Source organism: Oceanobacillus halophilus (genome assembly GCF_003628505.1).
GTDB classification, from domain to species: domain Bacteria; phylum Bacillota; class Bacilli; order Bacillales; family Amphibacillaceae; genus Oceanobacillus; species Oceanobacillus halophilus.
On record NZ_RBZP01000007.1, the window covers coordinates 83,948 to 102,989 of the forward strand.

17 protein-coding genes, 1 tRNA gene and 2 riboswitches are annotated in these 19,042 nt (G+C 36.6%); of the genes, 9 read left to right on the forward strand and 9 right to left on the reverse strand.

Annotated features, from left to right (window positions below; genetic code table 11):
- The first annotated feature begins 101 nt into the window (after nt 1–101).
- The 3 genes from D8M06_RS10665 to D8M06_RS10675 all read left to right on the forward strand — a co-directional run bounded on the left by D8M06_RS10665 (nt 102) and on the right by D8M06_RS10675 (nt 4,365).
- Nucleotides 102–626 carry a type 1 glutamine amidotransferase domain-containing protein gene (locus D8M06_RS10665; protein WP_121204391.1) on the forward strand — a complete coding sequence of 175 codons (525 nt, stop codon included), beginning with the start codon at nt 102–104 and terminating at the stop codon, nt 624–626.
- Between the two features lie 23 nt (nt 627–649).
- Nucleotides 650–1,789 (forward strand): conserved virulence factor C family protein, encoded by a 1,140-nt coding sequence (locus tag D8M06_RS10670; protein WP_121204392.1) that lies wholly within the window; start codon nt 650–652, stop codon nt 1,787–1,789.
- A 593-nt stretch (nt 1,790–2,382) separates the two neighbouring features.
- Nucleotides 2,383–4,365: an acetoacetate--CoA ligase gene (locus D8M06_RS10675; RefSeq protein ID WP_121204393.1), complete on the forward strand. Its 1,983-nt coding sequence runs from the start codon at nt 2,383–2,385 to the stop codon at nt 4,363–4,365.
- A gap of 580 nt (nt 4,366–4,945) precedes the next feature.
- Here the strand turns inward: D8M06_RS10675 and panF are convergent.
- The 4 genes from panF to D8M06_RS10695 form a co-directional block, all read right to left on the reverse strand.
- Nucleotides 4,946–6,391 (reverse strand): sodium/pantothenate symporter, encoded by a 1,446-nt coding sequence (panF, locus tag D8M06_RS10680; protein ID WP_121204394.1) that lies wholly within the window; start codon nt 6,389–6,391, stop codon nt 4,946–4,948.
- Nucleotides 6,388–6,675 (reverse strand): YhdT family protein, encoded by a 288-nt coding sequence (locus D8M06_RS10685; RefSeq protein WP_121204395.1) that lies wholly within the window; start codon nt 6,673–6,675, stop codon nt 6,388–6,390. Before D8M06_RS10685 ends, panF begins: the two co-directional genes overlap by 4 nt.
- Before the next feature lie 339 nt (nt 6,676–7,014).
- On the reverse strand, nt 7,015–7,425 hold the full coding sequence (locus D8M06_RS10690) for a hypothetical protein (protein ID WP_121204396.1): 411 nt from the start codon (nt 7,423–7,425) through the stop codon (nt 7,015–7,017).
- Nucleotides 7,426–7,526: 101 nt separating this feature from the next.
- Nucleotides 7,527–7,928 carry a DUF4181 domain-containing protein gene (locus D8M06_RS10695; protein WP_121204397.1) on the reverse strand — a complete coding sequence of 134 codons (402 nt, stop codon included), beginning with the start codon at nt 7,926–7,928 and terminating at the stop codon, nt 7,527–7,529.
- A gap of 261 nt (nt 7,929–8,189) precedes the next feature.
- Between D8M06_RS10695 and D8M06_RS10700 the strand changes: the two genes are divergently transcribed.
- A complete protein-coding gene (locus D8M06_RS10700; protein ID WP_121204398.1) occupies nt 8,190–8,441 on the forward strand; it encodes an AbrB/MazE/SpoVT family DNA-binding domain-containing protein in 252 nt (83 codons plus the stop codon).
- Nucleotides 8,441–8,839 carry a type II toxin-antitoxin system death-on-curing family toxin gene (locus tag D8M06_RS10705; protein WP_170150270.1) on the forward strand — a complete coding sequence of 133 codons (399 nt, stop codon included), beginning with the start codon at nt 8,441–8,443 and terminating at the stop codon, nt 8,837–8,839. Before D8M06_RS10700 ends, D8M06_RS10705 begins: the two co-directional genes overlap by 1 nt.
- Before the next feature lie 83 nt (nt 8,840–8,922).
- Here D8M06_RS10705 and D8M06_RS20280 read toward each other — a convergent pair whose 3' ends face one another.
- Nucleotides 8,923–9,054 carry a hypothetical protein gene (locus tag D8M06_RS20280; protein WP_277749478.1) on the reverse strand — a complete coding sequence of 44 codons (132 nt, stop codon included), beginning with the start codon at nt 9,052–9,054 and terminating at the stop codon, nt 8,923–8,925.
- Nucleotides 9,055–9,238: 184 nt separating this feature from the next.
- Here D8M06_RS20280 and D8M06_RS10710 point away from each other — a divergent pair, with 184 nt between their 5' ends.
- On the forward strand, nt 9,239–9,664 hold the full coding sequence (locus D8M06_RS10710; protein WP_121204400.1) for a hypothetical protein: 426 nt from the start codon (nt 9,239–9,241) through the stop codon (nt 9,662–9,664).
- A gap of 71 nt (nt 9,665–9,735) precedes the next feature.
- Here the strand turns inward: D8M06_RS10710 and D8M06_RS10715 are convergent, their stop codons facing one another.
- On the reverse strand, nt 9,736–10,191 hold the full coding sequence (locus D8M06_RS10715) for a VanZ family protein (protein ID WP_121204401.1): 456 nt from the start codon (nt 10,189–10,191) through the stop codon (nt 9,736–9,738).
- Nucleotides 10,192–10,544: 353 nt separating this feature from the next.
- Complete coding sequence (locus D8M06_RS10720) at nt 10,545–14,246, reverse strand: 5'-nucleotidase C-terminal domain-containing protein (protein WP_121204402.1); 3,702 nt, start codon at nt 14,244–14,246, stop codon at nt 10,545–10,547.
- Nucleotides 14,247–14,481: 235 nt separating this feature from the next.
- Between D8M06_RS10720 and D8M06_RS10725 the strand changes: the two genes are divergently transcribed.
- Nucleotides 14,482–14,554, forward strand: a tRNA-Ala gene (locus D8M06_RS10725).
- Between the two features lie 38 nt (nt 14,555–14,592).
- Here D8M06_RS10725 and D8M06_RS10730 read toward each other — a convergent pair.
- Together D8M06_RS10730 and D8M06_RS10735 are read right to left on the reverse strand one after the other, a co-directional pair.
- Entirely contained in the window at nt 14,593–15,507 is a 915-nt protein-coding gene (locus D8M06_RS10730) for an aminoglycoside phosphotransferase family protein (RefSeq protein WP_121204403.1), read from the reverse strand.
- A 142-nt stretch (nt 15,508–15,649) separates the two neighbouring features.
- Nucleotides 15,650–16,099 carry a GNAT family N-acetyltransferase gene (locus D8M06_RS10735; protein ID WP_121204404.1) on the reverse strand — a complete coding sequence of 150 codons (450 nt, stop codon included), beginning with the start codon at nt 16,097–16,099 and terminating at the stop codon, nt 15,650–15,652.
- A gap of 131 nt (nt 16,100–16,230) precedes the next feature.
- A riboswitch (TPP riboswitch) is annotated at nt 16,231–16,335 on the forward strand.
- A gap of 439 nt (nt 16,336–16,774) precedes the next feature.
- On the opposite strand from D8M06_RS10735, the gene D8M06_RS10740 reads away from it, so the two are divergent.
- Complete coding sequence (locus D8M06_RS10740; protein ID WP_241558933.1) at nt 16,775–18,148, forward strand: IS200/IS605 family accessory protein TnpB-related protein; 1,374 nt, start codon at nt 16,775–16,777, stop codon at nt 18,146–18,148.
- A 240-nt stretch (nt 18,149–18,388) separates the two neighbouring features.
- On the forward strand, nt 18,389–18,892 hold the full coding sequence (gene thiW / locus D8M06_RS10745) for an energy coupling factor transporter S component ThiW (RefSeq protein ID WP_121204405.1): 504 nt from the start codon (nt 18,389–18,391) through the stop codon (nt 18,890–18,892).
- A 10-nt stretch (nt 18,893–18,902) separates the two neighbouring features.
- Nucleotides 18,903–19,005: riboswitch (TPP riboswitch) on the forward strand.
- Nucleotides 19,006–19,042 lie beyond the last annotated feature (37 nt).

Sequence of the window (19,042 nt, forward strand, 5' to 3'; positions counted from 1 at the left end):
TAGTGAGTAATGTTTTTTACTATAATCAAGTTGCATATGCTTCGAAATTAACCCAGACCTTTGTTAAACTTTAAATTACAACAAAAAATGGAGGGACATTCATGCGATTAAAAGATAAAAAGATCATTGCACTTGTGGAGCATGATTTTGAGGATTTAGAACTCTGGTATCCTATTTTACGTCTAAGGGAAGAAGGAGCAGAAGTTCATCTAATAGGAAATGAAGCAAAGAAGAAATATATAGGCAAATACGGTGTTCCAGCAGAATCCGATTATGCCTTTGACGAAATAAAAGCCGAGGACTACGATGCAATTCTTGTTCCAGGTGGATGGGCACCAGATAAACTAAGACGTTACCCTGAAGTATTAAAAATGGTGCGCCATATGAATGAAAAGAAAAAGCCTATCGGACAAATTTGCCATGCTGGATGGGTTCTAATTTCAGCAAACATACTTCAAGGAGTGAAAGTAACCAGTACGCCAGGAATTAAAGATGACATGACAAACGCTGGTGCAGAATGGTTCGATGAGGCAGCAATAGCTGATGGCCATATCATCTCCAGCCGTCGTCCACCTGATTTACCAGAATACATGAAGCTTTTTGCCGATAAGCTAGCAAATAACTAATCATTCCTTGGGGAGGGGAAAAAATGAGAATTACTTCCATTGAGCCAACACCTAGTCCGCATTCCATGAAAATTAATGTAAATGAGGAATTGCCTGCAGGTGTTAATTTCAATTATGCTAAGAAAGATGATCTTACCGATGCACCGGACTACGTTAGACAATTATTTGAAATTGAAGGCGTGAAAAATATTTATCGTGTCGTTGATTTCATTGCACTAGCCAGAAACCCAAAAATAACTTGGGAGTCTATTCTCCCTAAGGTCCGAAACGTACTTGGAACAGAGGAAAAGACAGATCTACCCGAAAAAGAACCTTCAGAAAATGTGGACGCATTTGGTGAAGTACATGTCTTTATTCAACTGTTCCGAAACATTCCCATGCAAGTAAAATTAGATGATGGAAATGAAGAAAAACGATTTGGACTTCCAAAATTGTTTATGGATGCTGTAATGGAAGCATCCTCTTCTTCTCCAAACTTTATAATGGAAAGGAAATGGGTGGAACAGCAACCTAGGTATGGATCCTTAGAAGAGATAGGTAATGAGGTGGTAGAGGAATTAAGTGCCAGTTATGATAAAAACCGATTAGATAAACTAGTGGAGGCCGCCCTACAGGACAGTCCATCACCTGCTTCAGAGAAAAAACCAAAAGCAAAGATTACGATTGAAACACTAAAACACCCTGATTGGAAAGTGCGTTATGCTGCATTAGATCGTTTGGATCCAACTATGGAAGACTTACCTCTGCTGGAAAAGGCACTATCCGACGAAAAATCATCGATTAGAAGATTAGCCACTGCCTACCTGGGTATGATTGAAGAGCCTGATGTTCTTCCCTACCTATATAAAGCCTTAGAAGATAAAGCAGTAAATGTCAGAAGAACTGCAGGAGATTGTATTTCTGATTTAGGATTTAAGGAAGCATTACCAAAAATGATAGAAACTCTGACAGATTCCAGTAGACTAGTACGATGGCGAGCAGCTATGTTTTTATATGAACTTGGCGATGAAACATGTATTCCATCTCTAGAAGCAGCAGCTGATGATCCGGAATTTGAAGTTCGAATGCAAATTAAAATGGCATTAGAACGAATCAAGGATGGCGAAGAAGCAAAAGGATCTGTCTGGCATCAAATGACTCAAAGCATAAAAACAGAACAATAAAATCATGAAATAAGCATATACCTGCATAACCCGAAACTCTTTTTCAATAGCACTTTTCTAAAAGCTTTTTTTAATGTGGGTTTACTTATATTTTTTATAGACTGTTGATTACTTTAATTCAGAATAGTATTGCTCGCTCACACTGATGATTATTTTGTGCAATCATTCGCTCCGGCAGAATAATTCGCTAAGATAGATGCTCAAGTTTTTTAATTTATAGCTCGTGAAATAACGTTTAAAAACAATATATTTTCTTGTTTATACAAGTAGAGCAGAGAACATAGCGGAAATACACGGAGACTCCCGCGGGAAGAAAAGCCTAGGTGAGACTACGGAGAGCGATAGCTCGGAGTAGGCTCAGCAGCGCCCGCGGAAAGCGGAGTGTATTTCCGTAGCGGTTGAGAAGCACTATTCTAAATTAAATAAATCAACAGTTTCTATCAACTATACAAGTTCATAAACCAACAAAATAAAGGAAAAGAGCTTGTGCAATAAAAGAAGCGTGGCATTTTTGTTCCTTCTTATGTTTCTTTACATAATAAATCTGATTTAATATAATTATATTAATAATCTAAAAACTAAGGAGGATTACAGTGGGGACTATTAAAGAAGGCACGTTACTCTGGGAACCAAGGGATAATCAAAAACAAAATTCCAATCTTTATAAATATATGAATTGGTTAGAATCGGAAATGAACCTTACATTCAACGATTATCAATCCCTTTGGAAATGGTCAACAGATTACATAGAGGATTTTTGGGAATCTATTTGGAATTACTTTGAGATTCAGGCTAATCAACCTTATAAGAATGTATTAACCTCCTATCAGATGCCTGGTACTAAATGGTTTCCAGAAGCCACAATTAATTATACGGAACATATTTTTAGAAATCGTCAAGAGGGTCAAACAGCAATTATCCACACATCCGAACTACGACCAACCTCTGAAATCACATGGAAGCAGCTATATCGGGAAACGGCAGCGATGCAGAAAACTTTAGTAAATTTAGGTGTAACAAAAGGCGATCGAGTAGTAGCCTACACCGCAAACATATATGAAACAGTCGTGGCTTTTCTTGCAACTGCAAGCCTCGGAGCAATTTGGTCTAGCGCCTCTCCTGACTTTGGTACTCAAAGCGTAATCGATCGTTTTAAACAAATTGAACCCAAAGTCATGATTACAGTAGACGGCTATCAATATGGCGGGAAAAAATTTGACCGGACAGATGTTGTCGCAGCCATCCAATCGGAACTTCCAACTTTAGAAGCAACTATCACCATTCCTTATTTACAATCCAACGCAAACTTTAATCAATTAAAAAATCCTATCTCATGGGATCGTGCGATAGAAATAAAAGAAAAACAACCTGAAATCAGATATGAACATGTCTCATTTAATGACCCACTGTGGATACTATTTTCCTCCGGCACTACAGGAAAGCCTAAACCAATTGTACAAAGTCAAGGTGGAATCCTAATTGAGCATCTAAAGTCATTAACCCTACATGTTGATTTAGGGAAAAATGATCGATTTTTTTGGTTTACGACAACAGGATGGATGATGTGGAACTTTCTTATCGGTGGTCTTCTAACAGGAAGCGCGATTATCCTTTACGACGGAAATCCAGCATATCCAAATCACCATAGACTCTGGGAACTGGCAGAAGAAACGAAGATGACGGTTTTTGGAACAAGCGCAAGTTATATTATATCCTGCATGAAAAACGATATAAAGCCAGCTGAAAAGTTTGATTTATCTAATCTAAGCAGTATTAGTTCGACAGGTTCTCCACTCCCTCCAGAAGGATTCCAATGGTGTTATGATTATGTAAAAGAAAATCTTTGGATTGCTTCTGCTAGCGGCGGGACTGACGTGTGTACTGCATTCATTTTAGGAGCTCCAACCTTACCGGTACATGCCGGTGAATTACAATGCAGAGGGCTAGGTGCAAAAATTGAGAGTTTTGATGATAACAGTCAAGCAATAATTGATGAAGTTGGCGAACTTGTGTTAACAGAACCATTCCCTTCTATGCCAATTTATTTTTGGAATGATAAAGATGGATCACGTTTATACGAAAGTTATTTTGATGTATTCCCTGGAATTTGGCGTCATGGGGATTATCTAAAAGTAACCAGTCGAGGTACCTGCGTTATTTATGGGAGATCTGATGCGACGATTAATCGCGGGGGAATTCGAATTGGCACAAGTGAAATTTACCGTGCTGTCGATCAGGTGAAAGAAGTAGATGATAGTCTTATAGTTGATGTTCCTTTAGCTAATGGAGATTCCTCCACCCCACTTTTCGTTGTGATGAAAGAGGGTTCTAGGTTATCAGACGATGTAAAGCATGCGATAAAAAAGCAAATCCGTTCCCAGTGTTCCCCACGACACGTTCCAACGGGTATTTTTGAGGTAGAAGATTTACCAAAAACACTAAACGGAAAAAAACTTGAAGTACCTATCAAGAAAATACTAATGGGAAAACCTGCTGATCAGGTTGTGAATAAAGGTTCCATGGTTAATGCAGAAGCTCTAGATTATTTTGTACAGTTTTCAAGACAGCTTGTGTAATCATTTCGTCTTGAATGTTTTACTTGGAATAGAAATTTCCAGAATAGGTTAACCATTTTGGGGTGCGAAATCACTGAGGGTTTCATACCCTTTTTTGTGCGTTGACCTATCTTTTAACCGTTTAAGTAGCATAATAATAAAAACTGAACGCTTTGAAAAAAGCTCTTTTCGTAAATTTTATTACTGTTTAACTATGTCGGGGTTGATAGAAACTCCTGATATATTTAATTAAGAATAAATATCTAATGGAGTGCGTTGTTGAATTCCGCTCCGGGCAGTCGCTTTCCGCGGGCGGCTGATGAGCCTCCTCGTGCTATCGCACTGCGGGGTCTCATCTAGGCCTCTTTTCCCGCAGGACAAGGAAGGCTTCTTCAGCATTACATCGCACGAAGGAAGCTCACCAGCTCCCCGCAGAAAGCAGAGTGTATTTCCGTAGCGGGGTTTAAGCATTATTCTGAATTAAAGATTTTCACAGTCTATAACTAAATACGACACAAACTTTAGACAAGATACCTTTTCGATGAGCCGAGTAACTATAGATTCAATTTATATAAAAAGAACCTTGTTAAGTAAGATTATTTTATTGAAGCTTAGATCCTATACTAACCTTCTTCTCCATTCCTTTACTAAAACCCACATAAGCTATCAACGATAATAAAATAGATGTGACTACCGCATGCATGCCAAATGGTTCTGGATAGAATAATTGGAATAAACTATAAGAGACAATGCCAACCAACATCGAAGAGATCGCTCCATACTTATTACCTTTTTCCCAATAAAGTCCCATTATAATGGGCCAAATAAATGCTGCTTCCAAGCCACCGATAGCAAATAGATTTAACCAGATAATTAAGTCAGGAGGATTTACTGCCATTAAAAAGACGATAACCCCTAAAATTGCAGTAACTCCCATGCTTATTTGCTGAACCTTCTTACGAGTGGCATCGGGTTTTATATAATTGATATAAACATCCTTTACGATTGTAGAACTAACAAGCAATAATAAAGAATCCACTGTAGACATAATCGCAGCCAACGGTGCTGCTAGTACAATACCTGCTAACCAAGGTGGCAAAACCTCTAAGGCGATAAGCGGCATTACTCTGTCCCCAACTTCAATACCTGGCAGGATAGGTCTAGCAAAAACACCAATAAGATGCATGTTAAGTATAATAACCCCAACTACAATCGTTCCAATGATTAAGGCACGGTGAAAAGCTCGAGTATTTTTATAGGACATCGCACGAACAGCAATTTGTGGCAAAGCAACCACACCCACACCTACTAATACCCAATAAGAGGAAACATAAGCAGGAGTTAACGTCCCATCTGCTCCAAACGGGGTAATTAAATTCGGGTTTTCCGCTTGAAGATCGGCGATAATAGATGGAATTCCACCACCAGCAACAATAACCGCAATTAATAATACAAATGTACCGATGAACATGATACTGCCTTGAATGGCATCCGTTAAGGTTACTGCACGAAAGCCACCGAAAGTAACATAAACTAAAACCGTCATAACAAAGATAAACAATGCTGATGTATAGGATAATCCTGTGAGCGACTCAATAAGACGACCTCCGCCAATCCATTGAGCAGCCATCGCTGAAAATAAAAAGATAACGATACTAATGGATGACAATAATACGACCCATTTGGACTGATACCGCTCCTTCAAGAAATCCACTAATGTTACAGCATTATATTTACGTGTGACAATAGCAAACTTTTTCCCTAATATCATCAATGTGAAATAACCTGTTGCCACCTGAGTCACAGATAACAGTACCCATCCTAGCCCTTCATTATAGGCAACACCAGGTCCCCCAATAAAGCTTGATGCACTTCCATAGGTAGCTGTCATCGTCATAGCTAACACAAAGCCACCAAGACTTCGGCCACCTAAGTAATAATCTTGCACGAAGGACTTACTTTCTTTTTGACTTCTACTTGCTAATAATCCAATTAAAAAAATAATTACTACTGATCCAAATAACGACAATGCTGCTTGCCAATTCATTTATCCTTTAACTCCTCATTTTCAAATGGAACATCTACAAAGAATTTTTTGACGACAATGTATACTAATATGGACATGACTACTACACCTAATACACAGCTATAGAAAAACCAAGCAGGGAGTCCAAAAATATAGGAGTATTCTGTTGGATTCTTACTTCCAAGTCCATAGGCAAAAGTAAACCACCAAATGAAATTAAAAAGTACTAGACACACACCAATTAATGCTTCCCTATTGGCTATTTTAAAGCGGTAATCGCTGTTATTAAGGTTATTCTTTTCCAAGGTATTTCCTCCTAAAACAAATATGAAAGAAAGTGTTCAGTACTTTTCTATTTTAACGGGTCTTTTTTATAAATGCGAGTTAATTATTATATAAGCAGAAAAAAAGACCCAGTCTAAAAAATAAGTAGTTCCGATACGTGGAGAAAAACGAAATTATCAGGTCAAATAACACAATAAAACGCACTAAGTTTAGCGCTATAAATAACAGAAAAAATAGCAACCAAAAACGCTTGAGCATATCAATGCCCAAGCGTTTGTTTTATATATGGCTTTGTTCAACTAAAGTTGGTTTAATTTAATAAGCAATCGCATTTATACTAGGTATAAAATTGTAATCTTTCACAGAAAGATCTCAGTTATGATAGGTTCAAATTCGGATATTATGTCAATATGATGTTCAAAACAAGCTAATGAATAGTGTTTTACATTCTTATCCTGCAACCTAAATTCTTCTTGGACATAATCAAGATAATTAGATTTTTCATAGATACGAAATGATTCACCTTCATATATTTGTTCATTGTTCCAAACAGTATAATCCTCATATACCACCGAATAAGTAATATAATTTGGAAAATCAATTTGAAGGGTTTTTACCTTACTATCAGCATGAGGAAAAATGAGTAAATCAGATACATCCTTACTTCTATTTACGATAACTCTTAACGCCACATCATTTGTTCTAGGTTCCGAAATAGCTTCAAAAGAAATTTTATGTCTTAAATCTTTAACCAATTCTTCAAATTTCATTACTTCTTCTTTCTCCTTTCTCCTATTATTTTTTAACTAAGCTTCAGCAAAGGCGCAATTGCCTCATTCCACAATCGCACCCTTTAGCACAATTAAGTGAATTACGTAACCAGTAAGTCAAATTGAATGATTGTAAATAAAGTTAATACCACGATAAACATTTCACTCGCTGTTATAATAGAATGTTTTGGGTTTTCGGTATATCTCCACTCAAAGAATGCTCTTATTGCATATGCTGTTCCAGAGGTGATAATCAATGCAATCAAGGAGATGTTTATTGAAAAACTCTGATAGGTTATTAAATAAAGACAAATGATTAATACAATCGCAGTAATAATCCTTATCGCCCAATCTATCTTTTTATGTAAACCGTTTATATGATTATACGAAAACGTTTCCTTTTTCATTTTCTCTATATTAAATGCTTTTCTCAAAATAATCCTAACTGCTGCAATTAGAACAAATGTAATCAAAACAATCATAATAAAATTTATCCAAATCATAAAATCCCCCAAAAAATAAATTATCCTTATTCTAAAAGTCTACCCGTTAGCACAACACCTTCTCTTTTTCAATACTAACATAATATTCCAATAATTAAATCCAATTCTTAATATCATAAAAAAGGCGAACCTTTTAGAATCCCCTTGTTAAACTCTTGTTCCCGTCACTTTAAGTGTAACTGTTCACAACTTTACTTGATTTTTCCAAATCATTTTTATGTGTTATAATCGTTATAACAATTATAACAAGGATGTGATCTTTTGGAGCAATTCGAAAGGAAAGTTACGAAGATTGGAAATAGTTTCGGAATCACTCTTCCTAATGAGTTACTCAAACATGTTGGCTTAGCACATGGTGACGATGTTCAAGTTGAAGTTCAAGATGGAAAGATTGTTTTGAGAAAAAAAGAGCAGGTAACACTTCCCAAAGGCGTTGATGCAGAATTCATGGATATTTTAAATGACGTCATTAATGAGCATGACAAAGCGTTTAAAGGCTTAGTGAACAGATAATGGATGACGTCATCTATCTCACAACGAACCAAGTGATTGCTATTAATACAGTACAAATCCGTCTATACTCCCCTGACGAACCATTGGGGGTAAAAGAATCCAACTTACTTGACTCAGCTATTAATCGCCCAAAACAATCTGTATTTGGTAGTGACGCTTATCCCTCCATTCATGAAAAAGCAGCTGCACTTTTTGAATCCATTGCAAAAAATCATGCTTTTCATAATGCTAATAAACGAACGGCTTTAGCTTCATTAATTGTTTTCTTAAAAATAAACTATTATCAATGGACGATGGGAATTGAAGAAGAACAAGACTTCACAGTTGATGTAGTTAATCATAAATACACATTTGAAGAAATAGTTTCAACAATTAGGAACCATACAGAAAAAATATAAATCCATTCTCAATTTAATTTGAGAATGGATATTTTTAACTTTAAACAGAACCTAAATTTTAGAAACGCACCCGATAGTTGAAATTATTTATATACTTCGTCCTCTAATTCTTCAAATCTTTCCCTCAACTTTTTATTCTCTTTTTTCACTTCATAGGAGTTATAAAATGCTCCAGCAGCAAGGGAAAACGCAAACCACGCCCATAACCAATCCATACAATATTCCCTCTGTTCTCTTGAAAATTTTATTATCTTATGCCACTAACGCACCAGTTAGCACAATACTTCAATATAATTGTAACATTATCTCTCACTAATATTTTCGCTTATCCCAACCACTTCTAAGAAACCTTTTTCGGACATATTAATTTATTAAAGGTTATAGAGAAGGAGGACATTTATGAAAGAAGTAGGGATTATTGCTATCCTGCTAGTAACTTCTATATTCCTTGGTGTTTTTGCTATTATGAATAATGATGATGGTACTAAGGCAAGTGATGTTGTAAACAAAGAAAAAGAAGAAGTTTATAACGGGGGAAAGACTGCTGAACAGGATCAAGCAACAAATGAGCTAGCTGCAAAAGTTGGACTTGCCATAGGAAAAAAAGGATACTCTTCCTCTTTTGGTGGCATAGAACCAGAGATTCTTCCTAACAATATTATTGAATTGAATTTTTTGGTAGGTGAAGACCTTATGAATAATGAAAATAGTAAACAAGAAGTGCAAGAAATAGCTAAGAAAGTTATAGAGAGAAATAATTATGATGTTGATTCCTATCAAATCAACTTTATAAAGATGGACATAGATAATGATGGAGTAAAGTAAAATATTATTTTAAGCAAACAAGTGCGATTCTTATTTAGGAATCGCACCCGTTTGTTGAAGAAGTAAAGAGCCTATTTAAGTAATTTCTGAATAAATTTTGTTTTCCAGATACCAAAGCCTACTAAAGCACCAACCATATTAAGAATGAAGTCATCTATATCAAAACTTCCTCTTCTTGTAACTAATTGTATTACTTCAATTACAAATAACAATATAATCATCGAAATTGTAAATCCACTTACTTTGTTTATCCTTTTTAGAAAGTAAGGTAGGTAAATCCCCATAGGCAAAAACATAATTAAGTTACCAAATAGGTTTTTTATAGGTATATCCATATTCATACTTCCATCAAACATTGCAGTAATATATGTACTAATAGTTTTAAATGGAACAAAATTAGAAGAGTTCTTTATATACTCTATCAAAGATAAATCAGACCATAAAAAGCCTCTTGAACCTAAGAACAATAGCACTATCAATGCTAATAAATAAATTACAAAACTTATATTTATAAGAATTTTTTTCATTTTATCCCCCATTACATTCTATCTTTTTTATTAAAGCCCTTCTTCAACAATACTGCTCCGTTAGCTTAAGTACGTTCTTTCACAAACTCTATATTCATTTTATCATAAAATAACAATTATCCTCTTGTTTTTAGGAAAAATCACATTGACAACAGCTATTGACATTATGATATTTAGGGTGCGATTTTGCATGCTAATTCAAGCGTTCATACCAAATAATCGTTTATCGTTTATATACTAGGAAAGAAGAAGAGACCAAATCATATGCGATTTGGTCTGTTAAAAGGTATGCTCTTTCGTATGTTTCTCCACCGAAACGGACTACTTAGTCTAAAAAACTGAGTCCTCATTTCTTAGTCTTCCAAACTAACCTTTAATACCTTATCTTTCACATCAACCATTTCAAATGTTTCTGTTACACTTCCGTTTGTCACCACTAAGGTTACTTCTTTATCTTTCAAGATATCCACTTGCTTTTTATTAAGCAGTAATTTTCTAACCTTTTTCTCGTTGTAAATATTAATTATGGCTTGAACCCCGTCTTCCAGTACTTTCAGATCCTTCGTGTGAACAGTAGCTGTTCCGTTATTTTTCTTCGGTTCTATTTCTACCACTGGTTGTTCATCATCTGGATCACCTGGTACTTCATCTGTTGTAGAAATTCTTCCTTCCGAACCATAAACAATTGGATTTCCCTCCGTACTTTCTAAACTTCTAACAAAATCCACAAAAGCATCAATATCGACTGGCCCCATTTCAGGATTCTTTCCTAAGTTCGGAATAGATCCGTCCTGTGTCCCAATATAATTATTTACGGTCAACGTATAAACCGCATCTTCATCAATTGGTGTACCATTTGGTAAGGTTATATCCACTACTTGCTGCAGCTCCGGATTATACGTATAGTGGAATCCTGCAATGCTATAATCAGAGCCATAAGCAGAAATTTGATTGTGTAAGATTGGATATAAATCAGCACCGGTTATTTCATATTTCATGAGCGTATTACCAAATGGTAGTATATTATATAACTCCCCCCAGGTAATTGGTCCAGCTAGAAGAATATCCCGAATTCCTCCACCATTTGTCATGGCAAAGTCACTATCCATTGCCCAATTCATTCCATCAGCTATTAGATTACCAAGCCCATGGTCATTGCCATTTGTGTAGCTGCCTGTTAAATCTTGTCCGTTATATCCAACTACTTCGTTTATAATTGGGGCAATTTCTTCTGCATAATGATTTAAAATTCCTGCAACCGTTTCGTCAGGAGCATAGTCACTTTGATTTACAAATACTATTTCAGCTTCTTTTTCTACAATATCTCCGGATTCACGATCAATGGCAATATCGACATCTGCAAAAGCTTTCCCATATTCTGAGGCTTGAACAATAAGCTTATTATCTACTACAGCATTATTAACTGCGTGATTGTGCGCTGAGAAAATGATATCCACTGCATCATTCACTTCAGTAGCTAACTCAGCCGCAGCTCCAGTTACAGCCTCTCCATTTTGATATCCAGGCATGTGTGCTAATACGACAATTGCTTCCACACCCTGATCTGTCAATTCCTCAACAGCTACATTTACCGCTTCCGTTTCATCTGTAAAAGCAATACCTTCTAAAGAAGATGGCATAACGATATCGACTGTTTCCGTTGTATTAACACCAACAAAACCGATTTTCACTCCATCAACTTCTTCAATTGTATAAGGCTCTAGGAACGTTTCACCACTGTCCTCATCTACACAATTGGCACATAATACAGAGAAATCCATTCCTTCATAGCCTTCTGTTCCTTTTCCTTCAGGATGTTCTCCACCATTTACCATGCGAAGCAACTCATCTAAGCCTTCATCAAATTCATGGTTACCTACCGTTCCTACATCAAAACCAATTTCTTCCATAATCTCTACTGTTGGCTCATCCTGTAATAAACCGGAAACAGGTGAGCTTCCACCAATCATGTCACCTGCATGAACAATTAAAGTGTTTTCATTTTCCTGTTCACGTTCCTTTATCGCTTGCGCCGTATAATCCATACGACCGTGCATATCAAAGTTACCATCGCCATCAGGGTCCAGACTATATTCCTGATCAATTTTCCCGTGAAGATCATTCATACTTAATAGTTGAATATCAAGAAGATCTTCATCGGAACCACCTTCTTCCTCAGCAGGAGTATAGCCATAAGATTCCGCTTCTCTTTCACTTACGAAAAAGATACGTTTCTCGACTGGCACTTCTTCATACGCTTCCGGTTGCACGTATTTCTTTGTATCTGAATGACCGACATATCTCAATAATCCTTTCTCATCATCCATTGCACGAAAAACAAATGGCAGTTCCATTAACGGGTTTTCTGGATTCCAAATGCCAAGTCCTGCATCCTTTGCTTCTTTAACTGCTGCTTGATATTGTGGGTATGCTTCCTCATCTATCGGCGCAAGGAAGTAAGTAGATGCATAGCCTTGCTCGACCATTTCTAAATTAATATTTAAGTCATCTTCTTTACGAATCACTTCCGCCAAAATTCTTCCATAATCATCCGTTGGTTCCTCACCAATTTTTAAATAAATTTCATCGCCTGGATCTAATAACTCATTCATGTAATCTGTAGCCAAATCACCATAATATTTCTGATTCTCGTTAATCTCTGCTCGAGATGGGTCATCATTGTGCGCTTGATATGTTTCTGCCGTGTCCATATTCAAAAAACGAACTCTCGTTTCTCCAAAAACTGGAGTTCCAACACGAATCGTATCACCGTCTGTAATTCTCTCTACAGTTGTTTCATAGAGTCCTTCTGCTGACGGCGGTTCTGACTGTTCTGCAGACACTTGAAGATCATCCAATTCAGTTGGTATTAACTGATAATCATTGTATTGACTTACAATAGCTGTCACATCATACCATAGGTCGGATTCTACTTGTGAAATATCCATGGAGTTCTCCATGATACGTAATGTTGTACCATTAAATTCCTGATCAATAAAAGAAACATTATATCCACCACCGGCAGGGTTTCCAGGAACACTGTTGATATATCCATTGACCTGTACTAATTGCCCTTCATACTGCTCTGCTGAATCCTCTGACTGAAGTTCCTCTATAGTGACCTGCTGAACTTCTGGTAAAGCTTGTCCAGATTCTACTACTTCTATCTCTAAGGGGATAATTTCCTTTAATCCATTATAGGAATCAAGTTCACCTGTCACTATTACCCTATCCCCTTTTACTAGATTTGGTAGGTTACCCTGTTCATAAGCAAATAAATTAATTCCAGCCGTATCATCTTGAATATAGGTGGTAAATTGTGACCCATTACTAATTGCAGCATTATCTGCTGTGACTATCCCTTCAACAGATACTTCTGTACCATCACTTAATTCACGTGCATCAGCAATTGTATATTCCCCAGCACCCGGATCATCAGGATTATCTGGAGGATCTGTCGGTTCTACTCCATCCATCGTATGTCTTCCTAGATAGGCGAATGTATCTTTTGAATAGTTGTCCCACTGTAACTCATTGTATTCTTCCGTTGGCGCTGTTACACTTGATTGTTTAACCAATGTCACATCTTTTGCAAAATTACTATCTGTTCCAACTTCACCAACTGCATCTAAAACAATTTCATTCTTTTTTAAGACTAAAGCGTCATTCCCATTAAAATTTATGACACTACCATTTGTTTCATCTGTCTCAGCTAATATTAATTCATCCGCATTTGGGTGTGCCAGAACATAAACATCTCCATGTTCCAATTCCCCTGTTAAAGATAAAGATTGACTTGCCTCCGTTGAACCATTACTAAATAATGCTAACTCATAATCCGATAAATTCACCGTAGTTCCTGTCCCATTATAAATCTCTATCGCTTTATTGTAGGAACTCCCTTCCATATACTCAGAGATAAATAGATCTTCTGCTAAGACTCCTTCCTCATTATCCGGCGTTTCTGCAAACGCCAAGAGTGGAGAGAAATTCATAAAAACCAAGGTAAAAGCAAGATAAAGCATAAACGTCTTTTGCCAAGAAACTTTCTTCATATGCAACCTCCCATAAAATGTTTGATTTCATTCCATTTACTAATCTCCAAGAATTGGATACAACTTAATCATACATAATACTTACATAATTAGTATTAAAAGTTTTTAAATTTATTGTAAATTCATTCTATTTAACTATATAATTGGAGAAAAGGGTTATTTAGACCCTGCATATAAAATACGAAAATAGTTCTATTGAAATGAGCAAAAAGAATGTATATAATAGAAATGTATCGGGGCATTAGCTCAGCTGGGAGAGTGCTTGCATGGCATGCAAGAGGTCAGGGGTTCGAGCCCCCTATGCTCCATTCCATTGATAAAGGGTAACAGACAATCATCTTGTCCGTTACCCTTTTACTTTATCTAAAATACTAAGCAAATATTGATCCAGACGTTCTTTCATCATTCCAGTCGTTAATCCCGTAAAACCAAATGCTTCCCAACCTGGATACACTTCAGGCGGCCCCTCCAAGATATCATTTAAAGAAGCAATATCCCAATATGGATTATACTCAAATAATTCTCCGGCATTATTTTGATAGGCTGTTAGAAATGCATCTGCAGCAGAAGCACCATATAACATAGCTAAATTCACTCTACAATGAGCTACGTCTATGCCAGCAGGACCCAAACAGGCATTCACCCAATCTACTACCCCGCTAACTTTCCCATCTTTCCATAATACATTGGTAGGATGGTAGTCACGATGGATGAAGCATTCTCTATAGTTTGGCCGAGAACCATTTAATATACATACAGCCATTTGCCAAGCTGCGGGTTCACGAGACCATGTAGGAACTTCAGCCATGGTACTTTCTTTGTATGGATAATAATCCCAAGGAAAATCACATTTGTTCAGCTTGTGGATTTCAGCAAGTGTACCTGCAAGACCATTAATCCATTCTTGATTATAGGAATCGTCTAGTACAACATTTCCTTCCACTTTTGACATTAAAACTAGAGGACCCCCACATACTTCTCCCTTTTCATCATAAGCAAGGATAGACGGTGTTGGCACGTTCACTCTTGTTGCTTTACTTAAACTTTGAGCTTCGTGAAGAGCAAGATCAGGTTCCTCTTTTAGCCATTCCTGATTATCAAATTGCCTAAGAACCACTTCCCTTTGTTCTCCCTCGAGCTTTAATTTGATTAAGTGCAGTGTTGATGAAGTGCTTCCTTTTAAGTGTTTAGTTAATGTAATGGATGCTTTTGGATCTATTTGATTGATTATCCAATTTTGTAATTGATTTGTTAAAACCATTTGACCTTCCTCCCATTATCTACAAAATTCCAACATTTCCCGGGTAATATCAACAATTTATAAACAGCGCTCTCAACAAACAATGACAAGTAAAGAGTTTAATCAAACGTTTGTTTGAATTCCCGATTATTCATCTGGTTATCTATTTTTCTAAAAATATCAGATATATCCCCTCAGCTACTTCTGCTTCATCATATTGTTTAAAACCCGCATTCTGATAAAGCTTGATAGCTGGATAATTTTTCGCCCCTGTACTCACTGTTATTCTCTTATCCTCACTTACATTTTGCAAAAGATATTTAAGAAGTTCTTTTGCTATCCCCTGGCGAAAATAGAATGGATGAACAACTAATCGGCATATTTCCACTTCAGAACGGTTATGTATATAGGAGATAAACCCTATTATCTTTTCTTTTACTTTATATCCTATAAACGTCTCTTCACTCTCTATAATGGATTCTACCTTATCGGATAATTGCGGAATTCCGTAAAAACCAATAAGTTTTGCCTCCACATTATAAGCTGGTATTTGAATCTGATGGATTTGTTCTGCTATTTGCCTGTCGTAATGGGCTAATTTACTGATTATCATAATGCACCTCATGTTATTTGTTAATATAGTTATAACATTGATTGATGAAAGGTAAAAAACTTTTTAATCCTTGTTGTAATTTTTTTGATAGTTTGTTACTCTTAACATGTTTACAAAAACTAAATACCTAAAGTAACTACTAGGGGTGCCCAATATACGGGCTGAGAGGAAATGTTTCCGACCCTTATGGACCTGATCTGGTTAATACCAGCGGAGGGAAGTAGTATGACGAAACTGTCAGTCTATTAAACTCATATTCAAAGTCAGGTCCATCTACGGATCTGGCTTTTTTGGTCTGGTCGGTCCCCCTTATTAGAAAGGAGGTTATAAGCAGTTAACTTTTAACTATAAAAAAAATATATAAGTATTTATTAAACGAATAATATTTCAAAAATTTTGTTTTCTATAGAAATTGGCACCAAAATCCCATATACTATAATCAGTACAAATGTTCGTGGTGGGTGGAAAACAATGAAAACAACCAAACAAATACCAATTTTATTAGAATTAGATAACAAGAGTTCATTTGAGGATTTGGATAGACTTATGGCTGTTTTTTGTTAAACGATAAGATACTCCTTCAATCGTTTACTAGAGGGGGAAAACAAGGGAGATTTAATTAAAGAGGTAAATTTTCAATTCCATTTAAATAAACGCTATGCTGAAGATGCCGTCATGTTGGCACAAAGCACCATTTCTAGTCAAAAAGAGTTATTGCCTTCGCGAATAAAAGACGTTCAAAGAAAAATAGAAATAACGGAACAGAAAATGGAAGATTATCAAACAGGAAAGAAAACTCCTAAAAAAGTCTCTCTAGAAATTTGCCTGAAAGGATTAAACGCTCGTTTGGTAAAATTACAAAAGAAGAAATCAGAAATAGTAACTATTCAAGAAGAAGGTAGCATTCCAACAGTGATTTTCGGAGGGAAAAAGAACTTTTATAACCGAATGAAGAATAAGATTACAAAGAAGGAATGGAAAGACCTTCGTACCAATAAGCTCTATTCTCGTGGGGATCAATCGAAAAAAGGAAATTTAAACATGAGAATAGTATGTGACGAAAAGGATAATGAATTCTATTTGGAAGTAGCAAATCCTTTATTAAAAGAACCTAACAAAGCACATAGTCCGAGAATGCGTTTCAAATTACGTATACCTGACAAATACTTTCATGAAGTTATAGATATTGTGATGCCTAACATTACTGGTAAAACATCAAAAAAGAAGGATATCGAGGGATATCATGCTTACTCTATAGAACTCAAAAGAAAGAACGGACAATATCGTGTTCACCTGACGTATGACGTGGAAACATTTGGTAGGGAGTTAAAATTTGGAGGGAAAATTACCTCTAATATTGCTGCTGGAATAGATGTAAACATTGACAAAGTTGCTGTTTCCGTTGTTAGCAAACAAGGAAACCTTCTGGCTCACCAAACATTCTATTGCCATGAAATGGAATACGTTTCATCAAACAAAAGAAATAACATTTCTGGAGAGGTGGCTAAAGAAATCATCGATTATATTCTATCTTGGAATGCTGGATCTATCGTTCTAGAAGATATTACCCTAAGACAAGATCATGATACAAATAAAAAGTTCAACCGTTTAACACATTCTTTTGCTAAAAATAAACTTCAAAAGACAATAAAGTCACGTGGCCTAAGAAATGGGTTTCAAATCAAAGAAGTGAACCCTGCCTATACTTCCGTTATTGGAAGGTTTAAATACAGCAAGAGGTATGGAATGTCTGTACATGAAGCTGCTTCGTTTGTTATCGCACGAAGAGGTTTAGGATTGGACGAAAAAATTCCAAAAGAATTATTGCAACAAATTCGTAAACTGGTAAAACCACATTTGATTAAAATTCTTGGGTCCATGGAAGAATCTGAGAAGGCATCTAAATATGGTAAACAGCGAAGAAAACGACTAGGTTTCTATTTAATAAGTATAGACGAATTTAAACAGAACCACCACTGGAAACTGTGGAATGTGGTTCATAAAACATTGAAATACAAGAACTGGGAGTTACAACTGAAGGAGGTGTAATCCTGGTACTAAAACCTTCGCAGTAACTGACCAATAGAAGGAATGGTTGCTGTGAAAATGCTGGCTTTAACAGAGCGCCGTGGGTTGTCTTGGGCATTAGGCACATGACAGGGGGTCACCCCTCTCCTGATGGAACGACGTGGAAATCGTCGCAGAAGTCCCCTTACCTGGTTCGGGGGCGAAAGGATACTATGGGAACTACTGTGATAGTTTTTTATAGGTTTTAGTAACCAGGTTACCATGAATCGAACCCATTTATTAACAACGATGGCTGTATTTATCGCACTTGGGACAGTTACCGCGCAATTACTTTGGTTTCCAGCTGGTGTCGCTAGAGCTTATCCTGTGCAGCATGCAATTAATGTCTTAGCTGGTGTACTGCTTGGCCCAGGTCCTGCTGTCATTATCGCCTTTATGATTAGCCTTTTGCGCAACATGTTAGGGCTAGGAACACTACTCGCTTTCCCAGGTGGAATGGTTGGTGCCTTTTTGGCAGGATACCTGTATAAAAAGTCAGGTAAAACAGGATGGGCCATCGTTGGGGAAGGTTTAGGAAGCGGAGTTATTGGTGCTTTATTATCTGTACCTTTTGCTTATATCTTTATGGGCACTTCTGCTGGCGCATTTGCATTCATGCCAGCATTTCTAGTCAGCAGTATACCTGGAGCAATCATCGGATGGTTCATTGTATCAAAAGTCATGAGAAACAAAAGCATTTTATTAAGTACGGAACAAAAAAATTAATATTTTCAATTGGAACTACTAGGGGCGCAATATGCTGAGATAAGGACACCATCCTTAGTCCCTTAGAACCTGCTCTGGATAATACCAGCGAAGGGAAGTAGTCGGGACTCCCGTGTATCTCCACACATACTCTTTCCCCTAGTAGCTTCC